We start from the raw sequence: 19,058 nt of genomic DNA on the forward strand, positions 1-19,058 counted from the left end.
GCGGCTTCCTTGCTTGCCTCAGGCGATTCAGCTGAAGAATTCCTTCACCCGGTCGGTCCAGGACTTGCTTTGCGGCGAATGGCGGTCACCGCCATCGTTCAGCGAGGCCTCGAACTGGCGCAGGATATTCTTCTGATCGTCGCTCAGGCGCACCGGCGTTTCCACCACGACGTGGCAGTAGAGATCGCCCGGATAGCTGCCGCGCACGCCGCGGATACCCTTGCCGCGCAGGCGGAAGGTCTTGCCGGACTGCGTGCCTTCGGGGATCGAGATCTCGGCCTTGCCGCCCAGCGTCGGGACCTGGAGTTCGCCGCCCAAGGCCGCCGACGTGAACGGGATGGTCAGCTCGCAGTGCAGGTCGTCGCCGTCGCGCTGGAAGATCTTGTGCTGCTTGATGTGGATTTCCACATACAGGTCGCCCGGAGGACCGCCGTTGATGCCCGGTTCGCCGTTGCCGCTGGAGCGGATGCGCATGCCGTCGTCGATGCCGGCCGGAATCTTGACCTGCAGCGTCTTGTTGCGGCGGATGCGGCCCACGCCATCGCAGGCGGGGCACGGATCGGTGATTTCCTTGCCGTTGCCGTGGCAGGTCGGGCAGGTCTGCTGCACGCTGAAGAAACCCTGCTGCATGCGCACGGCACCGGAACCGCCGCAGGTGCGGCAGGTCTTGGGCGAGGTGCCGGCCTTGGCGCCGGAGCCGTGGCAGGTGTCGCAGTGTTCCCAGCTGGGCACGCGGATCTCGGTGTCGAAGCCGGCCGCGGCCTGCTCCAGCGTGATTTCCAGCGCGTACTTCAGGTCGGCGCCGCGGTAGACCTGCGGGCCGCCGCCGCGACGGCCACCGCCGCCGCCGCCGCCGAAGATTTCGCCAAAGATGTCGCCGAAGGCGTCGGCAAAACCGCCGCCCATGCCGCCGCCCATGCCGGCGGAGTTGGGATCCACGCCAGCATGGCCATAACGGTCGTATGCGGCGCGCTTCTGTTCATCGCCCAGGACCTCGTAGGCTTCCTTGGCTTCCTTGAACTTCTCTTCGGCTTCTTTGCTGTCCGGGTTGCGGTCCGGATGGTACTTCATGGCCAGCTTTCGATAGGCCTTCTTGAGATCGTCGTCCGAAGCGTTTTTCGCTACGCCCAAGACTTCGTAATAGTCACGTTTTGCCATGATCCGTGGGCTCGAAAACGAGCCTTCTTTTCAGTGCTACAGAATGAGTACGCCCGGTAGGCGGATTTCTCCGGCTACCGGGCGGCAGAGGCAGGTCAGCGCCCGGCCATTATTGGTCGCGCTTGACTTCCTTGAAGTCGGCGTCGACGACATTGTCGTCCACCGGCTTCGCGTTATCGGCCGCTTGCTGCTGGCCGGCGGCTTGCTGCGCCTGCATGTCGGCGTACATCTTTTCGCCCAGCTTCTGCGAAACCGTCGACAAGGCTTCCACCTTGGCGTCGATCGCGGCCTTGTCGCCGTCCTTAAGCGTGTCTTCCAGTTCCTTGATGGCGGCTTCGATGCCTTCCTTTTCGGAAGCCTCGAGCTTGTCGCCATACTCGGTCAACGACTTGCGGGTGGCATGCACCAGCGCGTCGGCCTGGTTGCGCGACTGGGCCAGTTCGGCAACGCGGTGATCTTCCTCGGCGTTGGCCTCGGCATCCTTGACCATGCGCTGGATCTCGTCTTCCGACAGACCCGAGTTGGCCTTGATGGTGATCTTGTTTTCCTTGCCGGTGCCCTTGTCCTTGGCGGACACGTGCAGGATGCCGTTGGCGTCGATGTCGAACGTGACTTCGATCTGCGGCATGCCGCGGGGCGACGGCGGGATCCCTTCGAGGTTGAACTCGCCCAGGGCCTTGTTGCCCGCGGCGATTTCGCGCTCGCCCTGGAACACCTTGATCGTCACGGCCGGCTGGTTGTCGTCAGCGGTCGAGAAGGTCTGCGAGAACCGGGTCGGGATGGTCGTGTTCTTCTGGATCATCTTGGTCATCACGCCGCCCAGGGTTTCGATACCCAGGGACAGAGGGGTGACGTCCAGCAGCAGCACGTCCTTGCGGTCGCCCGACAGCACGGAACCTTGAATGGCGGCGCCAGCGGCGACGGCTTCATCGGGGTTCACGTCCTTGCGCGGATCCTTGCCGAAGAATTCCTTCACCTTTTCCTGGACCTTGGGCATGCGGGTCATGCCGCCGACCAGGATCACGTCGTCGATGTCGGAAACCTTCACGCCGGCGTCCTTGATGGCCACGCGGCAGGGCTCGATCGTGCGTTCGACCAACTCTTCGACCAGCGCTTCCAGCTTGGCGCGGGTGATCTTCAGGTTCAGGTGCTTCGGACCCGAGGCGTCCGCCGTGATGTACGGCAGGTTGATTTCGGTCTGCTGCGTCGAGGACAGCTCGATCTTGGCCTTTTCGGCCGCTTCCTTCAGGCGTTGCAGGGCCAGCACGTCCTTGGACAGATCAACGCCTTGTTCCTTCTTGAACTCGGAAATGATGTAGTCGATGATGCGCTGGTCGAAGTCTTCGCCGCCCAGGAAGGTGTCGCCGTTGGTCGACAGCACTTCGAACTGCTTTTCGCCATCCACGTCGGCGATTTCGATGATGGACACGTCGAACGTGCCGCCGCCCAGGTCATAGACGGCGATCTTGCGGTCGCCCTTTTCGGTCTTGTCCAGGCCGAACGCCAGCGCCGCGGCGGTGGGTTCGTTGATGATGCGCTTGACTTCCAGGCCGGCGATGCGGCCGGCGTCCTTGGTGGCCTGGCGCTGGCTGTCGTTGAAGTAGGCGGGCACGGTGATGACGGCCTCGGTCACTTCCTCGCCCAGGTAGTCCTCGGCGGTCTTCTTCATCTTGCGCAGCACATCGGCCGACACTTGGGGAGGCGCCATCTTCTTGCCGCGCACTTCCACCCAGGCGTCGCCGTTGTCGGCCTTGACGATTGCATAGGGCATCAGGTTGATGTCCTTCTGCACGGCCTTTTCTTCGAACTTGCGGCCGATCAGGCGCTTCACCGCGTACAGGGTGTTGCGCGGATTGGTCACGGCCTGGCGCTTGGCCGGCGCGCCGACCAGGGTCTCGCCATCGTCCATGTAGGCGACGATGGAGGGGGTGGTGCGAGCGCCTTCCGCGTTTTCAATGATTTTGACCTGCCCGCCGTCCATGACAGCCACGCAGCTGTTGGTCGTGCCCAGGTCAATGCCAATAATCTTGCTCATGGTCGGTTACCTTGATTGAATCTATGAAAATAGGGAGAAACTTCTTGTCCCCACATAACTGGGGCTGCCCGCAGGGTTTTTCAAGACGCCTGGCCGGAATTTTCTACAGCCGTTTCCTGTAGACGATGCATGGCCGCGGTGAACTGGGGCAAGCCGGGCCAGCCGGTGATACGGCCCAGCCGCTTCCCGGCCCGATACAGCACAAAAGTGGGGACGCCATGCAGAGAAAAACGCCGTCCCAGCGCTTCGTCCGCGTAGACGTCGGCCTCGAACCACGTCAGGCCCAGTCCCAGCAAGGCATCCTGGTGCAGCAATGCCGCCTGCTTGAAAAGATTGCAGTTGTAGCAATCCTGGCCCCACAGGAACACGCAGCGCAGATCCGTCCCCGGCGCCTGAACCACCGCCGCATCGAATCCCTCGGTGTCGACATGGCGCATGCCGAACACCTGGAAAACCTGGGTGGGGTCGAACCGGGGATCTGTCATGGCGCGCGGCCTGTTCAGCCCTGGCCGGCGGACACCACCACCAAGGCCGGGCGCAGGGTCCGGTCGGCGATGGCATAGCCCTTCTGCAGCAGCTGCACCACGGTATTGGCGGGCTGCTCGGCGGGAATGGACGAAATGGCCTGATGTTGGTGCGGGTCGAACTTGTCGCCCTGCGCCGGCGCGATTTCCTTGAGCAGGTTGCGCTCGAAACCGGCCGCCAATTGCTTGAGCGTCACTTCAACGCCCTCGCGCAGCGTTTCAACGGTCTGGTCAGGCTGGGCCAGCGCGGCTTCCAGGCTGTCCTTGACCGGAACCAGGCTTTCGGCGAACGACTCGATGCCGAACTTGCGCGCCTTGGACACGTCTTCCTGGGCGCGGCGGCGCACGTTTTCGGCTTCGGCCCGTATGCGCAGAAGCTGGTCATGCTGCTCGTTGACGGTAGCCTGGGCGGCGTCCAGCTGGGCGCGCAACTCGTTCAGCTCGGCCTGCATGGCGTCCTCGGCGGCGGAGGCCGCATCGGCGTTCTGGCCGACTTCGGGCGTCTGGTCTACAGGCTCGTTGGGTGCCGTCATGGGGAATCCTCCAAAAAGTATGGCTTTCGCAGACATGAATGGGGGCCAATACCCCTATTTCAAGCCCGGGAAAGCAAATATTCCCTGACGGCGCCAGGCAGCAGAGACAGGCGGAATGTAATCAAGAATCCGCCGAATTTCTGCCAAATGCCGTCAAATCTCAGACTGCAAGCATAAGTTCGACGTTTTCCGCCGCCATCCGGCAAACGGTGGACACCCCGCGGCAACTACTTCTTGTGCGGTTGCGCTGGCGCGACCGGGTCGCTGGCGGGAAAGCTGTCCTTCAGGGCGCGGTCCACGGCCCGATCCTCGTCGGGCTCGGGGCTGATCGCGATGGGATCGCTGGCGGGAAAGGTCTCGGCGAGCGCCTCGTCCAGTTCGTGTTCCACCTGATCTTCATCCACCGGGGTGCTGACCTGCCCCTTTTTTACGATCTTGCCAGTCTTGGGATCATGGTGCATGCGCCTTCTCCTTCAAGTCCGTGATTTGCGTGGGCCACCCCTGCAAGTGGCGTGCCACCAGGTCGGCCAGCCCTGCGATCCAGGCAGGATCATCGTTGATCGCCGGGATGTAGCGGAAGCGCTTGCCGCCGGCCCCAATAAAGGCGTCGCGGCATTCCAGGCTGATCTCTTCCAGGGTTTCCAGACAGTCTGCCACAAAACCCGGACACACCACATCGACCTCGCTCACGCCTGCCGCAGCCAGCGCCTTCAGGGTGGGTTCGGTGTAAGGCTCGAGCCAGCGGGCGGTGCCGAAGCGGCTCTGGAAGGTCACCTCGATCTGCTCGCGCGGCAGCGACAGGCGCTGGCCCAGCAGGCGCGCGGTGTCCATGCAATCGCGGTAGTACGGGTCGCCCAGTTCGATCGAATAGCGCGGCAGGCCGTGGAAGCTCATGACCAGCTTCTGCGGCTTGCCATGCTCCTGCCAATAGCGTTCGATGCGGCCGGCCAGCGCGTCCAGGTAGGCCGGTTCTTCGTGGAAGCGCTTGATGAAGCGCAGCTCGGGCTGGTCGCGCAGGCGGCCGGCGTGGCGCGTAACGGCGTCCACTACCGTGGCAGTGGTGCTGGCGGCGTACTGGGGATAGAGCGGGACGGTCAGGATGCGTTCGCAGCCCTGCTTGCGCAGGCGCGAGATGGCGTCGGGGATCGAGGGATTGCCGTAGCGCATGCCCAGTTCAACCACGGCGTCGATGCCGGCCTCGGCCAGGGCGGCGCGCACGCCGTCGGCCTGGCGCTGGCTGTACACCATCAGCGGCGAACCTTCCTTCATCCAGACGCCCGCGTAGCGCGGCTCCAGTTTCTTGGGCCGCATCGTCAGGACCAGGCAATGCAGGATGGGTTTCCACAAATAGCGCGGGATCTCGATCACGCGCGGGTCGGACAGGAATTCGCCCAGATACTTGCGTATGTCCTGCTTGCCCGGCGTGTCCGGCGTACCCAGGTTCACCAGCAGCACGCCGACCTTGCCGGGTCCGCGCGGCGCCGGGTCTTCGTCGAAGGGATCCTCCTGCTCGGGTTCCGGCAGATAACGCTCAGGCCACAGGTACTTGAACAGGCGAAGAAACACAAACACTCCCCTTCCTCCGCGAGGAGGACGTAGCTTTGGATGGACCTACTGGTTGTGGCTGAGGGCGTTGGACAGCAAGCGCGCCGTGATATCCACGATGGGAATGACGCGCTCGTAGGCCATGCGCGTGGGGCCGATGACGCCCAGCGTGCCTACGACCTTGCCGTCCACGCCATAAGGCGCGGTGATGACCGAGACCTCTTCCATGGGCACCAGCTGCGAATCGCCGCCGATGTAGATCTGCACGCCCTGGGCGCGGGTGGACACGTCCAGCAGCTGCAACAGGTCGGTCTTTTTCTCGAACAGCGAGAACATCTTGCGCAGGCGGTCCATGTCGGAGGCGATGTCGGTCACGTCCAGCAGCTTGCGTTCGCCGGAAATGACCATGGCGTCGCCGTCCTCGGCGGCTTCCGCGCTGGCTTCGACCGCGGCCTGCATCAGACGCGAGATATCCTCGCGCAGCTGCGCCAGTTCGGTCGACAGCGTCTGCCGCACCGCGTTGAAGGACTTGCCGGCGAAGTGCATGTTGAAGAAATTGCCGGCTTCCAGCAATTCCGCCTCGGCGTAGTCGCGCTGGACGAAAAGAATGCGGTTCTGGACGTCGCCGTCGGGCGTGACGATGATGAGCAGCACGCGCTTGTCGGACAGGCGGATGAATTCGATCTGGCGGAACACCTGGGCGCGCTTGGGCGTCAGCACCACCCCCGCGAACTGGGTCAGGTTGGACAGCAGCGCCGCCGCCGCGTTGACGGCCCGGGTGGGTTCGGCGGCCGCCAGCATCTCGCCCATGTTGTGCGGCTCGAGCTGGTAGGACTGCACCGCCAGCAGCGAATCGACGAACATGCGGTAGCCCCGCGGCGTGGGAACGCGGCCGGCGGAGGTGTGCGGGCTGTGGATCAGTCCCAGTTCTTCGAGATCCGACATCACATTGCGGATCGTGGCCGGGGACAAGTCGAATACTTTCGATAGCGTCCGCGAGCCGACTGGCTGCCCATCGGCGATATAGCGTTCGATCAACGCTTTCAGTAGTGCGCGTGCGCGGTCATCCATAACAAGTATTTTAGGGAATCTTTTTCAATTGAGGCGATTTTTGTCCCGCAAGCAGATATGCGGCCCCATATAATCGGCTAAACCGCCCATTCCGGGCAGGTTTCGGCTTCAGGTCCGGCCTTTTTGATACGCAAGCAGCCATGCACTTTCCTACCGTAGCCCTGATCGGCAGATACCAGGACACCGGCCTGGACACACCGCTGAGAGCACTGGCCCACGCGCTGAGGCAAGCGGGCCGGCAGGTGCTCATCGATGCGGACACGGCGCGCAATACCGGCTTGACCGAATACCCCGTCGCCACGCTCGAGGAAATCGGCAAGACCGCGTCGCTGGCCGTGGTCATGGGCGGCGACGGCACGGTGCTGGGCGCAAGCCGCCACCTCGCGCCCTATGGCATGCCATTGGTCGGCATCAACCACGGGCGCCTGGGTTTCATCACCGACATCGCGCTGCAGGACGCGCACGCCGCGCTGGCGCGCGTGCTCGAAGGCAGCTTCCAGATCGAAGAGCGCATGCTGCTGGAAGGCAGCGTGTGGCGCGGCGACCAGAAGATGTATTCCGCATCCGCCCTGAACGACGTGGTGCTGAACCGCGCGGGACGCGGCGGCATGATCGAAGTGCGAGTGGAGCTGGACGGCGCCTTCATGTACACGCAGCGCGCCGACGGCCTGATCATCGCCACCCCCACGGGCTCCACCGCGTACGCGCTATCGGCCAACGGCCCCATCCTGCATCCCGGCATGAACGCCATGGTGCTGGTGCCCGTGGCGCCGCAAACGCTGTCCAACCGCCCCATCGTCATCCCCGATTCCGGCGTGCTGAACATGACGCTCACGGCCATGGGCCGCGTGGAAGTCGGCGCCAGCGTGCATTTCGACATGCAGACCTGGTCCGACCTGCAGCCGGGCGACCGCATCGTCGTGCAGCGCGCCCCCTATACCATCCGCTTCGTGCATCCCGAAGGCTACAGTTTCTTCTCCACCCTGCGCCGCAAGCTGCACTGGAACCTGATGCCCGAAGCCTCCGACAACGTAGAGTAGTAAGCGCCCCGACATGCTGCGCACCCTGCATATCCGCGACTTCGTCATCGTCGAACAGACCGAGATCCATTTCGGCCCCGGCTTCAGCGTCTTTTCCGGCGAAACCGGCGCAGGCAAATCCATACTGGTGGATGCGCTGGCGCTCGCGCTGGGCGAACGCGGCGACGCCAGCATGCTGCGCGAAGGCGCGCCGCGCGCCGACATCACCGCGGTCTTCGACACGCCCAAGGGGCTGATCGCCTGGCTGCAAGAGCGCGAGATCGACGCCGACGCGGAACTGTCCCTGCGCCGCGTCATCGACGCCCAGGGCCGCAGCCGCGCCTACATCAACGGCACGCCCGCCACCGTGGCGCAATTGCGCGAACTGGGCGACAGCCTGGTCGACATCCACGGCCAGCACGCGCACCAAAGCCTGATGCGCGCCGACGCCCAGCGCGACCTGCTGGACGCCCACGGCGGCCACGGCGAACTGCGCAACGCGGTCGGCCAGGCCTGGAAGCAATGGCGCGCGCTGGCGCGCCAGCTGGAATCCGCCGAAAAGGACGCCGCCAGCCTGGCCACTGAGCGCGACCGCCTGCAATGGCAGGTCGACGAACTCGACCAATTGAACCTCGGCCCGGACGAATGGGACGCGCTGCAGTCTGAACACACGCGCCTGTCGCACTCGCAATCGCTGCTGGACGGCGCTACGCAGATCATTGACGCCCTGGATGGCGAAGGCGACTCCGCGCATCACCGGCTCACGTCTGCCAACCACCGCATCCAGCAGATGCTGCGCCACGATCCCGGTCTGCAAGGCGTGCACGATGAACTGGAATCGGCGCGCATCGCCATCAGCGAGGCCGTGTCGGATCTGAATAATTATGTCAGCCGGGTGGATCTCGATCCGCAGCGGCTCGTGGCTGTCGAGGCGCGTCTGGGCCTGGTGTTCGAAACCGCCCGCAAATTCCGCGTCGAACCCGATGCGCTCTGCGAACTGCGCGACACGCTGCACGCGCAGCTCACCGCCCTGCAGGCCGCGGGCGACATCGATGCCCTGCGCGCCCAGGCGCAAGCCGCGCAGGCGCAGTACGACGCCAGCGCGGCCAAACTGACGACGGCGCGCCGCAAGGTCGCCAAGGACCTGGGCAAGCAAGTCACGCAGGCCATGCAAACGCTGGCGATGCAAGGCGGCAAGTTCGAGCCCACGCTGGCCGCATCTGCGCCTTCCGCCCATGGCAACGAGCAGGTCGAATTCCTGGTGGCCGGCCATGCCGGCACCACGCCGCGCCCGCTCGCCAAGGTAGCGTCAGGCGGCGAATTGTCGCGGATCTCGCTGGCGCTGTCCGTCATCGCCAGCCGCGCCGCGCGCGTGCCCACCCTGATCTTCGACGAAGTGGACAGCGGCGTCGGCGGCGCGGTGGCCGAGGCCGTCGGCAAGCTGCTGCGCGAACTCGGCGAACGCCATCAGGTCCTGTGCGTGACTCACCTGCCCCAGGTCGCGGCCTGCGCCAACAACCAGTTCCTGGTCAGCAAGGCCGAATCGCGCGGCGCGACCCGCTCCAGCATCGAAGAACTGGACGCCCCCGCCCGCGTCGAGGAAATCGCACGCATGCTGGGCGGCATCAAGCTCACCGCAACCACTCGCGAGCATGCCCGCGAAATGCTGGCTGGTTTCGGGCAAGACTGAAAACCTGCTCTGAGCGCCCGTTGGCAACCCTGGGGCGGCCGGGCGGCAAGCCGGATTTCGTCGTGTACGTAAAAAAAGCCCCTTCGACTTGAAGGGGCTTTGGATCTCGCCAGTCCGCTGCGAGCGTAGCCGCGGGCTGGACTACCGGGCCGGGATCAGCGGCCCTTCATGCAGCTGCCGCAAATGCCGTACAACACCATGGCGTGGCTTTCCAGCGCGAAGGCGTTGTCCTTGGCAATCTTTTGCTGACGCTTTTCGATCTCGGGGTCCGAAAACTCGACCACCTTGCCGCAATTCGTGCAGATCAGGTGATCATGGTGGTCGCCGTCGTTGAGCTCGAACACCGCCTTGCCGCTGTCGAACTGGCTGCGGGCAAGAATGCCGGCCTGTTCGAACTGGGTCAGGACGCGGTAGACGGTGGCCAGCCCGATTTCGACGTTTTCGCCGATCAGGGCGCGATAGACGTCTTCGGCGCTCAGGTGCCGTTGATCCGATTTCCGGAAAATATCAAGAATTTTCAGGCGGGGAAACGTCGCCTTCAAACCCATGTTCTTCAGTTCGCTTTGGTCGCTCATGGTGTAATCGCTCTCCGTCCGCGTTGGCATGGGCAGGATAGGTTCACCGCGAGCCGGCTCACCGAAATCATGCCGCCACGCGGAACTATCCTTATGAAACCTTTATGATAACGGTTTTGTCTGCTTCCAAATAATAGGGGCGCGTAGTGTCCATGATTGCACGAATTCCCTCCCGCTCGCTGAAGACCGGCCTGGCGGTGGCCGCCCTGGCCGTCGCCCTGGCTGGATGCTCGGGGGACAAGTGGGGCTTCCCCTACAAGGCCGGCGTCCAGCAAGGAAACTGGATCACCCAGGAGCAGGTCGCCCTGCTGCAGCCCGGCATGACGCGCGAACAGGTGCGCTTCGCCCTCGGCAGCCCGACGCTGACCAGCGTGCTGCACGCCAACCGCTGGGACTACCCCTACTACTACAAGCCCGGCTACGGCGACGCCCAAGAACGCAAATTCACGGTCTGGTTCGAAAACGACCGCCTGACCCGTTGGGAAGGCGACAAGCAGCCTGACCTGCAGCCCTACCAGATCAACACGCCCAACGCGGTCGCCGACGAAAAGGCGGACAAGCGCCTCACGGAAGACGAAGCTCGCCAGAAGGAAGAGGAAGACCAGCGCAAGCGCGACGCCGCCGCGCCGGCCAGCCCCCTCAACCAGTATCCTGGCCAGCCGGGCAACGCCCCCGAGCCGCTCAAGTAACACCGAGGACTATCTATGCGTATTGCAATTGCCGGCGCCAGCGGCCGGATGGGCCAGATGCTGATCGAAGCGGTCCTGAACGCCTCCGGCCTGCAGCTCGCCGTGGCGCTGGACCGCCAGGGCTCGGCCGCGCTGGGCCAGGATGCCGGCACGCCGTTGGGCAAGCAGACCGGCGTGACCATCACCGACGACCTCGACGCGCTGGCCCAGGCCGACTGCCTGATCGACTTCACCCGTCCGGAAGGCACGCTCGAACACCTGCAGGCCTGCGTCAAGCATGGCGTGAACGCCGTCATCGGCACCACCGGTTTCGACGACAACGGCCGCGCCGCGATCGAAGTCTCAGCCCAGAAGATCGGCATCGTCTTTGCGCCCAACATGAGCGTGGGCGTCAACGCCACGCTCAAGCTGCTGGACATGGCCGCGCGCATCCTGAACGCTGGCTACGACGTCGAAGTGTTCGAAGCGCACCATCGCAACAAGGTCGACGCGCCCTCGGGCACCGCGCTGAAAATGGGCGAAACCATAGCTTCGGCGTGGAACGTGGCCCTGCCTGACGTCGCCACCTGGAGCCGCCACGGCGATACCGGCGTGCGCAAGCCCGGCACCATCGGTTTCTCCGTGCTGCGCGGCGGCGACATCGTCGGCGACCACACCGTGTCCTTCTGCGGCATCGGCGAACGCGTCGAGATCACGCACCGCTCGGCCAGCCGCGCCACCTACGCGGAAGGCGCCCTGCGCGCCGCCCGCTTCCTGGAAGGCAAGCACAACGGCCTGTACGACATGCAGTCCGTGCTGGGCTTCTGAGCCGACCTCGCTGAAAAAAAGACCCTGCGGGGTCTTTTTTTTTGCCGAAACCGCCTCACACCACCACGGGTTCCGGTTCCAGCCGCACGCCATAGCGCTCGGACACCGCTTCCTGGATGGCATGCGCCAGGCCCATGATGTCCGCAGCCGTAGCTCCACCGCGGTTGACCAGCACCAGGGCCTGGCGCTCGTGCACACCTGCTGCCCCCAGCGTGCGGCCCTTCCAGCCGCACTGGTCGATCAGCCAGCCAGCCGCCAGCTTGTAGCCGCCATCCGGCTGGGCGTATGACACCAGACCAGGAAAACGGCCGACCAAGGCATCGCGCACCTCGGACGAAACGATGGGGTTCTTGAAAAAGCTGCCCGCGTTACCCGTCACGGCCGGATCGGGCAGCTTGGCGCGACGGATCTCGCACACCGCGTCGAAAATACCGCGCGCGGTCGGCGCGCCCTCAGCCAGTCGTTCGTGGCGCTGCAGGTCGGGATAGCCCAGCACCGGCCGCCAGGGCCGGGGCAAGGCGAAACGCACGCTGACGATGACCCACCGTCCCGACTCGTCGTGCTTGAACACGCTGTCGCGATAGGAAAACCGGCAATCGGCCGCGCTCATTTCGACCAGGCGGCCTGCGCGCACATCCCAGGCGGTCAGGCTATGGAAGCGCTCCTGCAGCTCGACGCCGTAGGCGCCGATGTTCTGCACCGGGGCCGCACCCACCGTACCGGGAATCAGCGCCAGGTTCTCCAGCCCGTCCCAACCCTGGTCCACGCAGGTTTCGACAAAGCCGTGCCAGGTCTCGCCGCCCGCCGCCTCGACCAGCCAGGCATCGGACCCGGCCTCCAGCAGGCGCACGCCCTTGAAGGCAACTCGCGCCACCAGCCCCAGCACCTGGCGCGGCAGCACCAGATTGCTGCCGCCGCCCAGCACCAGCAGGGAGGACGCCGCGCGCGCCAGTTCCGTTAGCGCCGGCAACTGCGCCGGATCCTCCAGGGTCACGAAGGCCCCGGCCCGCGACTCCAGACCCAGCGTGTTCAGCCGGGTGAGATCCTGGCTGATGGGGAGCAAGGCGGGGGACGGATGGGTTGGGGCCGACGAATTTGACATGGATGCTGCGGATTGCTATAGTTTCTGTCTTCGCTCATATTACTTGATTGAGTGCTTGCCCTGAGTTTCGGGCCTTGTTCGAAAGCTGCTCGCAGTGAACAAAGCCAAAAAAGCACAGGCCAAGACAAACTCAAAAAAATCATGTAAGATGCGCGCCTTCTGATCGATAACCAAGTTGATCAGAGTGAATAAGAAAACAGGTTCTGGCTGTTCAAGTGCAGAACCCATGCGGGAGTAGCTCAGTTGGTAGAGCGCAACCTTGCCAAGGTTGAGGTCGCGAGTTCGAGACTCGTCTCCCGCTCCAAATTTTGATTTTCAGATCCTTTCTGGAAATCCTTGAGAAAGGGCCTTCGGGCCCTTTTTTCATTTCCGCGCCCGCATCGGGCACCTTCCCGCACTGCGCCGCAGCGCCCTTCCCTGCTCATTCCCAAGAGCCCGCACTTCTCTGCGGCCTATGACGTATACATCTATGTCCTGCGTCATTCATCCTGGACGTTAGGACAATATTCGTGGATTTGCGGAAGTCCACGCCCTGCCCGGCTTGCGTACCATTCATTACGTCCTAGGACAAATCAGATGGCGCGGTGGCAGAGTGGTCATGCGGCAGATTGCAAATCTCCTGAGGTTGGTTCGATTCCAGCCCGCGCCTCCAAGATCGGCCTGGCGATTCTTCCCTTCAAGCCGGAATCGCCAGGGGCCGCCGCTCTGGCGGCACACGAAGGAGATCGCCTTGATTCAAGTCACCCTGTTCCACGACGGCTGCAACCTCTGCCTGAGCATCGATCGCAACATAGCGGCGGTGTTCACGACGCCGCAGCATCGCTACGAATCGTTCGACCTCGCGCGGCAACCCGAACACGCCGCACAAGCCCGCGCCCTGGGCATCACCCGCCTGCCGTCCCTCGTCATCGACGGCCGCGTGCTGCGCCTGGAAGACCATTCCCCCATCGAGCACTACGCCTGAGCCCCGCGTGGCCGGATCCGGGGCCGCTGCGATGCACCCGCTCTTGAAGGCCGCTGCCACGTCAACAACGCAAGGAGCCCCATCATGAGCAAACTCACCACCGCATTCGGCGCCCCCGTTCCGGACGACGACAACACCATGACCGCCGGTCCGCGCGGACCGGCTCTTTTGCAGGATGTCTGGTTCATGGAGAAGATGGCGCACTTCGACCGCGAGGTGATACCGGAACGGCGCATGCACGCCAAGGGCGCCGGCGCCTTCGGCACGTTCACCGTGACCCACGACATCACGCGCTACACCAAGGCCAGGATCTTCAACCAGGTCGGCAAGCGGACCGACATGTTCGCGCGGTTCTCCACCGTGGCCGGAGAACGCGGCGCAGCCGATGCCGAGCGCGACATCCGGGGCTTTGCCCTCAAGTTCTACACCGAAGAGGGCAACTGGGACCTGGTCGGCAACAACACGCCGGTCTTCTTCGTGCGCGATCCGCTGAAGTTCTCCGACCTGAACCGGGCCGTCAAGCGCGATCCGCGCACAGGCATGCGCAGCCCGCAAAACAACTGGGACTACTGGACGCTGCTGCCCGAGACCCTGCACCAGGTAACGCTCATCATGGGCGACCGCGGCATTCCGAAGAGCTATCGCCACATGCATGGCTTCGGCAGCCACGCCTATAGCTTCATCAATGCCGCCAACGAGCGGTTCTGGGTCAAGTTCACCTTCAAGACCCAACAAGGCATCCGGAACCTGACGGACGCCGAGGCCGGCCAGGTCATCGCGGCGGACCGCGAAAGCAACCAGCGCGACCTCTACGAAGCGATCGAACGCGGCGAGTTCCCGCGCTGGACCCTGTACGTGCAGATCATGCCCGAGGCCGAGGCCAATACCTATCGTCTCAATCCCTTCGACCTGACCAAGGTCTGGCCGCACCAGGACTATCCGCTGATCGAGGTCGGCATTCTGGAGCTCAACCGAAATCCGGAGAATTTCTTCGCCGAGGTCGAACAGGCCGCGTTCAGCCCCGCGGTGATCGTGCCCGGCATCGGCTTCTCGCCGGACAAGATGCTGCAGGGCCGCCTGTTCTCGTATGGCGACACGCAGCGCTATCGCCTGGGCGTGAACTATCCGCAGATCCCGGTCAACGCGCCCCGCTGTCCGTTCCACAGCTACCACCGCGACGGAGCCATGCGCGTGGATGGCAATGGCGGCAGCGCGCCCGCTTACACGCCCAACAGCCATGGCGCCCTGCAGGCGCAGCCAGACTACTCCGAGCCGCCGTTGGACATCAACGGCGCCGCGGCCCGCTGGAACCACCGGGAAGATGCCGACTATTTCTCCCAACCCGGCGATCTGTTCCGATTGATGGCGGCCGATGAAAAGCAAAGGCTGTTCGAGAACACCGCCCGCGCGATCCGCGGCGCCTCCGAGGAAGTCATCGAACGCCACATCGCCAACTGTGCCCAGGCGGATCCGGCCTACGGACAAGGCGTGCGCGAGGCGATCGCGGCGCAGACCGATCAAGACTGCCGGCGAGCCGCCCCCTAGGTTCAAAAAACATCAACCAACACGCCACGGATAGCCGATACACTGAACTCTCCCATAGCCGGTATAAAAACAGGCGCGCAGCGTTTACCAGCGCGGCCCTAGCGGAGACACAGGTGCTTGGATCTCAGTTGATTATCCGTACGCTGCATCGCCTGGGCGTCAAGACCATCTTCAGCCTGTCCGGCAATCAGATCATGCCGCTCTACGATGCCTGTATCGACGCAGGCATCCGCATCATCCACGTGCGGCATGAGGCGGCCGCTGTCTTCATGGCGGACGCCTGGTCCCAGATCACCGGCGAGCTTGGCGTCGCAATGCTGACCGCGGCGCCCGGCATCACCAACGGCCTCGCGCCGCTGTATTCGGCGTCACAGGCGGAAAGCCCCGTGCTGCTCATCTCCGGCGACTCCTCCGTCGCGGAGGACGGCATGGGCGCCTTCCAGGAACTGGACCAGGTCGCAATCACCCGTCCGCTGACCAAGCTTGCGCTGCGTCCGCGGACCGCGCAGGAACTCTACCCCGCGCTTGAAAGCGCGGTGGCGCAGGCGCTGGCGCCCCGGCGCGGGCCGGTACATCTGGCCCTGCCTTTCGACCTGATGACCGCCGAGACCGGCTTGGCGGAGCTTCCCGCCGCAGCGCAGAGCCGCGAGGCCGCTCCAGCGGACGCAGCCGGCCTGGAAAAACTCGCCGCGCTGGTGAATACCGCGCAGCGCCCCCTGGTGCTGGCCGGCCCCACGGGCGCACGCCCCCACGTGCGTACCGTCCGCGAGATGCTGGAAGAAGCGCTTGCGGTGCGCGTCATCCCCATGGAAAGCCCGCGCGGCCTGAAGGATCCTTCCCTCGGTTCCCTGGCCACGCTCATTCCGCAGGCGGACCTCATCGTGCTGGCAGGCAAGTGCCTGGACTTCACGCTGGGCTTCGGCGGCACGGGCGCGCTGGGCAAGACGGCCCGGGTCGTGGCGATCGACCCGGATCCCGCCATGCTGGAACGCGCTAGCCGCCTGCTGGGCGAACGACTGGCTCTCGCCCTGCCGGGCGATCCCTATTCCGTGCTTTCCGCGTTGCGAGCCGCGCCTGCACCAGCCGAGCGCGCCCCATGGCGCGCGCAGGTGGATGAGGCGCTGCGCAACCGCGTCACGCTGGGCGCCTCCAATCCCGCTGCCGGCGCATTAGGGCCGCGCGCGCTTTGCGAGACGGTCCAGGCGTTTCTCGCCAACGTCCCGAATCCGATCCTGGTCTGCGACGGCGGCGAGTTCGGCCAATGGGCGCAGGCTTACTGCCAGGCGCCGGTGCGCATCATCAACGGCATGTCCGGCGCGATCGGCGCGGGCATCTGCTACGCGATCGGCGCCAAGATCGCGCAGCCCGATGCCACCGTGGTGGTCCTCATGGGCGATGGCACCGCTGGCTTCCACCTGATGGAGCTGGACACGGCGGTGCGCGAACAGGCCGCGATCATCGCCGTGATCGGCAACGACCTGCGCTGGAACGCGGAACACCTGATCCAGATGCGCACGTATGGCCCGCACAGGCTGATCGGCTGCGAACTTGCGCCGACCGCGCGCTACCACGACGTCGCCGCAGCGCTCGGCGGGGCAGGATTTGCCGCGCAGGACAGCGACGGTCTCGCGACCGCGCTGGGCATGGCGGCGGACAGCGGGCTGCCCGCCTGCATCAACGTTTCCCTGGCGGGCGAGCCCGCTCCGGTATTCAGCGCATCAACGCAATCCGCGACCGGTCATTGACCTCGAGGCATCGAGCACAGCTGCAGTCCGGTTTCGTCCCTTAGCACGACAGGAGACTTCCCATGATCAGCCCTACCGGCCTCTGGCCGGGCGCGTTCGCTCGCGCCGCGATTTGCATACTTGCCACGTTTCCGGGCCTGGCAAGCGCCCAAGCCTATCCCGCCAAACCGATCCAGCTCATCGTTCCGTTCAGCGCCGGCGGCGACGCCGACATGGCGGCCCGCAATCTGTCCGCCGCCGCGCAAGGCGTGCTTGGCCAGCCCATCGTCGTGGTCAACAAGGCCGGGGCGAACGGCGCGATCGGCTCCGCCGCCGTGAAGAACGCCGCCCCCGACGGCTACACGTTGCTGATGGGCCGGATAGGCTCCCAGGTCCTGCTGCCCGCGCTGCAGCCCAAGACCACCCCCTATACCTCGAAGGACTTCACCTTCATCGGGCTGCTGGAGCTGAACCCGGTAGTCTGTGTGGTGCACCCAGACAGCCCCTACAAGACGATCCGCGACCTGGCGCAGGCCTTGAAGGCGCAACCCGGCAAGCTCAACTACAGCCATTCCGGCCCGGCAACGGTGCAGAACCTGGCGCCCCAGCTGCTGCTGAGCAGCCTCGGCCTGAAGCCCGACGCCGTGGTCAGCGTTCCGTACAAGGGCGGCAACGAAGTCGCGCTGGCGGTCCTCAGCAAGGACGCCGACTTCGCCTGCAACAACCTGAGTTCAATGACCGGCATACTCGCCAGCGGCAAGCTGCGCGCCCTGCTGACGACCACGCCGGAACGCCTGGCGCAATTTCCCGATATACCCACCGCCCGCGAGCTGGGACTGCCTCAGCTCGAAGCAGTCATAGGCTGGAGCGGATTGTTCGGACCGCCGGACATGAGCCCCGAGGCCGTGGCGAAATGGGCGGCGGCGCTCAAGCAGATCTCACAGGATCCGAAGTGGATCGCCGGCAACGCCAATTTCGGCGGCATCCCCCACGTCCTGTCACCCGCCGAGACGGAAAAGTACGTCAACCAGGGCGCCGCGATCTATGCCGACCTCGTGGCCAAGGCCGGGCTGCAGGTCAACTAGAGAGCCTGATCCTCGACGCCGCGCGGCCCGCCCAGTCCCGAGGACGCCGGAATCGCCTCACGCAGATAACCGACGAACGAGGACACGGTCAGGGGCACGCGCGGCGTGTAGGGCCTGACCGCATACAGCCGCTCTGCATAATCGCCGACGACCCGCCAGCCGCGCAGGACCTCGACCAGGGCTCCGCTGCGCAAAGCCTGGTTGGCGCTGAAATCAGGCAGCAGCGCTATCCCCAGGGATCCGGCCGCCACTTCCCTCAGCACTTCGCTGTTGTTCGCCGTGAAGCTTCCGCGCACCGGCACCGCCGCGCGCTTGTCGCCGTCACGCGACTCGAACGACCAGGTGGCGCTGCCGCTGCGCCGCAGATAGTGCAGGCAATTGTGGGCCGCCAGGTCCATGGGCGTCTTCGGCGTGCCGTGCTGCGCCAGGTATTCCGGGGTGGCAACCAGCACGGAATGCGTCTCGCAGATGACCGAGGCAACATGCGTGTCCGGCACGCCGGCCACATGCCGGATCGCCAGGTCGAAGCCTTCGGTCGCCAGGGAGGCCAGATGATCGCTGAGTTCCAGCTGGATCCGCACATCGGGAAAGCGCTTCAGGAATCCCGGTATCAGCGGCGCAATGACCTGGCGCCCCAGCGCCACGGGCGCGGTCACGGACAGCACGCCGCGCGGCCCCTCGGACAGATCCCGCACGGCCGAGAAGCCCTCCTCGATGCGCAGGAACGCCGCCGCGGTCTGGTCGACCAGGCTCTGCCCCGCCTCGGTCAGGCCGACGCTGCGGGTGGTGCGGCGCACCAAGGGCACCCCGGCCGCCTGCTCCAGCTCCACAATGCGCTGGCTCACCGAGGCCTTGCTGATCTGCAGGCGGCGCGCGGCCGCCGTGTAGCTACCGGTATCGGCCAGCACCCCCAGGCAATGGATATGCGACCACAGATCTTCCAGGCGCCTAGTTTTCGTCATGCCCTGCTCCATTGTTCGAAACGCCAAACA

General features: G+C 64.9%; 18 protein-coding genes and 2 tRNA genes. 10 read left to right on the forward strand and 10 right to left on the reverse strand.

All coding sequences use genetic code 11. The features are described from left to right. Nucleotides 1-27 precede the first annotated feature (27 nt). From dnaJ to hrcA, 7 genes are all read right to left on the reverse strand, one after another. Nucleotides 28-1,158 carry a molecular chaperone DnaJ gene (dnaJ, locus tag WBB14_RS18355; RefSeq protein ID WP_424241092.1) on the reverse strand — a complete coding sequence of 377 codons (1,131 nt, stop codon included), beginning with the start codon at nucleotides 1,156-1,158 and terminating at the stop codon, nucleotides 28-30. A gap of 109 nt (nucleotides 1,159-1,267) precedes the next feature. Further along, entirely contained in the window at nucleotides 1,268-3,193 is a 1,926-nt protein-coding gene (gene dnaK / locus WBB14_RS18360; RefSeq protein WP_424241093.1) for a molecular chaperone DnaK, read from the reverse strand. Nucleotides 3,194-3,273: 80 nt separating this feature from the next. After that, on the reverse strand, nucleotides 3,274-3,678 hold the full coding sequence (locus tag WBB14_RS18365) for a thioredoxin family protein (RefSeq protein WP_424241094.1): 405 nt from the start codon (nucleotides 3,676-3,678) through the stop codon (nucleotides 3,274-3,276). A gap of 14 nt (nucleotides 3,679-3,692) precedes the next feature. Continuing rightward, on the reverse strand, nucleotides 3,693-4,250 hold the full coding sequence (gene grpE / locus WBB14_RS18370) for a nucleotide exchange factor GrpE (protein ID WP_424241095.1): 558 nt from the start codon (nucleotides 4,248-4,250) through the stop codon (nucleotides 3,693-3,695). A gap of 227 nt (nucleotides 4,251-4,477) precedes the next feature. Beyond that, on the reverse strand, nucleotides 4,478-4,711 hold the full coding sequence (locus tag WBB14_RS18375; RefSeq protein WP_013391860.1) for a hypothetical protein: 234 nt from the start codon (nucleotides 4,709-4,711) through the stop codon (nucleotides 4,478-4,480). Next, nucleotides 4,701-5,816 (reverse strand): ferrochelatase, encoded by a 1,116-nt coding sequence (gene hemH, locus WBB14_RS18380; RefSeq protein WP_424241174.1) that lies wholly within the window; start codon nucleotides 5,814-5,816, stop codon nucleotides 4,701-4,703. Before hemH ends, WBB14_RS18375 begins: the two co-directional genes overlap by 11 nt. Before the next feature lie 45 nt (nucleotides 5,817-5,861). Beyond that, nucleotides 5,862-6,866, reverse strand: a complete 1,005-nt coding sequence (hrcA, locus tag WBB14_RS18385; protein ID WP_332013278.1) for a heat-inducible transcriptional repressor HrcA — start codon at nucleotides 6,864-6,866, stop codon at nucleotides 5,862-5,864. Nucleotides 6,867-7,006: 140 nt separating this feature from the next. Here hrcA and WBB14_RS18390 point away from each other — a divergent pair, with 140 nt between their 5' ends. Then, entirely contained in the window at nucleotides 7,007-7,906 is a 900-nt protein-coding gene (locus tag WBB14_RS18390; RefSeq protein ID WP_332013279.1) for an NAD kinase, read from the forward strand. 13 nt (nucleotides 7,907-7,919) lie between these two features. Next, nucleotides 7,920-9,575, forward strand: coding sequence for a DNA repair protein RecN (gene recN, locus WBB14_RS18395; RefSeq protein WP_424241096.1), 1,656 nt, complete (start codon nucleotides 7,920-7,922; stop codon nucleotides 9,573-9,575). A 155-nt stretch (nucleotides 9,576-9,730) separates the two neighbouring features. Here the strand turns inward: recN and fur are convergent, their stop codons facing one another. Continuing rightward, on the reverse strand, nucleotides 9,731-10,150 hold the full coding sequence (gene fur / locus WBB14_RS18400) for a ferric iron uptake transcriptional regulator (protein WP_013391855.1): 420 nt from the start codon (nucleotides 10,148-10,150) through the stop codon (nucleotides 9,731-9,733). Nucleotides 10,151-10,302: 152 nt separating this feature from the next. On the opposite strand from fur, the gene WBB14_RS18405 reads away from it, so the two are divergent. Together WBB14_RS18405 and dapB are read left to right on the forward strand one after the other, a co-directional pair. Then, nucleotides 10,303-10,839, forward strand: a complete 537-nt coding sequence (locus tag WBB14_RS18405; RefSeq protein WP_424241097.1) for an outer membrane protein assembly factor BamE — start codon at nucleotides 10,303-10,305, stop codon at nucleotides 10,837-10,839. A 15-nt stretch (nucleotides 10,840-10,854) separates the two neighbouring features. Then, nucleotides 10,855-11,646, forward strand: coding sequence for a 4-hydroxy-tetrahydrodipicolinate reductase (gene dapB / locus WBB14_RS18410; protein ID WP_424241098.1), 792 nt, complete (start codon nucleotides 10,855-10,857; stop codon nucleotides 11,644-11,646). A gap of 55 nt (nucleotides 11,647-11,701) precedes the next feature. Here dapB and murB read toward each other — a convergent pair whose 3' ends face one another. Continuing rightward, the gene (gene murB, locus WBB14_RS18415) at nucleotides 11,702-12,748 is read right to left on the reverse strand and encodes a UDP-N-acetylmuramate dehydrogenase (protein WP_424241099.1); all 1,047 of its coding nucleotides are present in this window, start codon (nucleotides 12,746-12,748) and stop codon (nucleotides 11,702-11,704) included. Between the two features lie 228 nt (nucleotides 12,749-12,976). Between murB and WBB14_RS18420 the strand changes: the two genes are divergently transcribed. From WBB14_RS18420 to WBB14_RS18445, 6 genes are all read left to right on the forward strand, one after another. Beyond that, nucleotides 12,977-13,052: transfer RNA gene (locus WBB14_RS18420), tRNA-Gly, on the forward strand. Nucleotides 13,053-13,326: 274 nt separating this feature from the next. Beyond that, nucleotides 13,327-13,400, forward strand: a tRNA-Cys gene (locus tag WBB14_RS18425). Nucleotides 13,401-13,478: 78 nt separating this feature from the next. Continuing rightward, complete coding sequence (locus WBB14_RS18430; RefSeq protein ID WP_332013284.1) at nucleotides 13,479-13,712, forward strand: hypothetical protein; 234 nt, start codon at nucleotides 13,479-13,481, stop codon at nucleotides 13,710-13,712. An 84-nt stretch (nucleotides 13,713-13,796) separates the two neighbouring features. After that, nucleotides 13,797-15,257 carry a catalase gene (locus WBB14_RS18435; RefSeq protein WP_424241100.1) on the forward strand — a complete coding sequence of 487 codons (1,461 nt, stop codon included), beginning with the start codon at nucleotides 13,797-13,799 and terminating at the stop codon, nucleotides 15,255-15,257. Nucleotides 15,258-15,385: 128 nt separating this feature from the next. Beyond that, nucleotides 15,386-17,002 carry a thiamine pyrophosphate-binding protein gene (locus tag WBB14_RS18440; protein WP_424241101.1) on the forward strand — a complete coding sequence of 539 codons (1,617 nt, stop codon included), beginning with the start codon at nucleotides 15,386-15,388 and terminating at the stop codon, nucleotides 17,000-17,002. 62 nt (nucleotides 17,003-17,064) lie between these two features. Further along, nucleotides 17,065-18,066: a Bug family tripartite tricarboxylate transporter substrate binding protein gene (locus WBB14_RS18445; RefSeq protein ID WP_424241102.1), complete on the forward strand. Its 1,002-nt coding sequence runs from the start codon at nucleotides 17,065-17,067 to the stop codon at nucleotides 18,064-18,066. Here WBB14_RS18445 and WBB14_RS18450 read toward each other — a convergent pair. Beyond that, entirely contained in the window at nucleotides 18,063-19,028 is a 966-nt protein-coding gene (locus WBB14_RS18450) for a LysR family transcriptional regulator (RefSeq protein WP_424241103.1), read from the reverse strand. The two genes, WBB14_RS18445 and WBB14_RS18450, sit on opposite strands and share 4 nt — an antisense overlap. Nucleotides 19,029-19,058: the final 30 nt, after the last annotated feature.

This window comes from Achromobacter sp., from assembly GCF_049647645.1.
Classification (GTDB): Bacteria; Pseudomonadota; Gammaproteobacteria; order Burkholderiales; family Burkholderiaceae_B; genus Achromobacter.

Coding starts and splice junctions, on each gene's coding strand:
- dnaJ (WP_424241092.1), bottom strand. CDS start 1,158: ATGGCAAAACGTGACTATTACGAAGTCTTGGGCGTAGCGAAAAACGCT.
- dnaK (WP_424241093.1), bottom strand. CDS start 3,193: ATGAGCAAGATTATTGGCATTGACCTGGGCACGACCAACAGCTGCGTG.
- WBB14_RS18365 (WP_424241094.1), bottom strand. CDS start 3,678: ATGACAGATCCCCGGTTCGACCCCACCCAGGTTTTCCAGGTGTTCGGC.
- grpE (WP_424241095.1), bottom strand. CDS start 4,250: ATGACGGCACCCAACGAGCCTGTAGACCAGACGCCCGAAGTCGGCCAG.
- WBB14_RS18375 (WP_013391860.1), bottom strand. CDS start 4,711: ATGCACCATGATCCCAAGACTGGCAAGATCGTAAAAAAGGGGCAGGTC.
- hrcA (WP_332013278.1), bottom strand. CDS start 6,866: ATGGATGACCGCGCACGCGCACTACTGAAAGCGTTGATCGAACGCTAT.
- WBB14_RS18390 (WP_332013279.1), top strand. CDS start 7,007: ATGCACTTTCCTACCGTAGCCCTGATCGGCAGATACCAGGACACCGGC.
- recN (WP_424241096.1), top strand. CDS start 7,920: ATGCTGCGCACCCTGCATATCCGCGACTTCGTCATCGTCGAACAGACC.
- fur (WP_013391855.1), bottom strand. CDS start 10,150: ATGAGCGACCAAAGCGAACTGAAGAACATGGGTTTGAAGGCGACGTTT.
- WBB14_RS18405 (WP_424241097.1), top strand. CDS start 10,303: ATGATTGCACGAATTCCCTCCCGCTCGCTGAAGACCGGCCTGGCGGTG.
- dapB (WP_424241098.1), top strand. CDS start 10,855: ATGCGTATTGCAATTGCCGGCGCCAGCGGCCGGATGGGCCAGATGCTG.
- murB (WP_424241099.1), bottom strand. CDS start 12,748: ATGTCAAATTCGTCGGCCCCAACCCATCCGTCCCCCGCCTTGCTCCCC.
- WBB14_RS18435 (WP_424241100.1), top strand. CDS start 13,797: ATGAGCAAACTCACCACCGCATTCGGCGCCCCCGTTCCGGACGACGAC.
- WBB14_RS18445 (WP_424241102.1), top strand. CDS start 17,065: ATGATCAGCCCTACCGGCCTCTGGCCGGGCGCGTTCGCTCGCGCCGCG.
- WBB14_RS18450 (WP_424241103.1), bottom strand. CDS start 19,028: ATGACGAAAACTAGGCGCCTGGAAGATCTGTGGTCGCATATCCATTGC.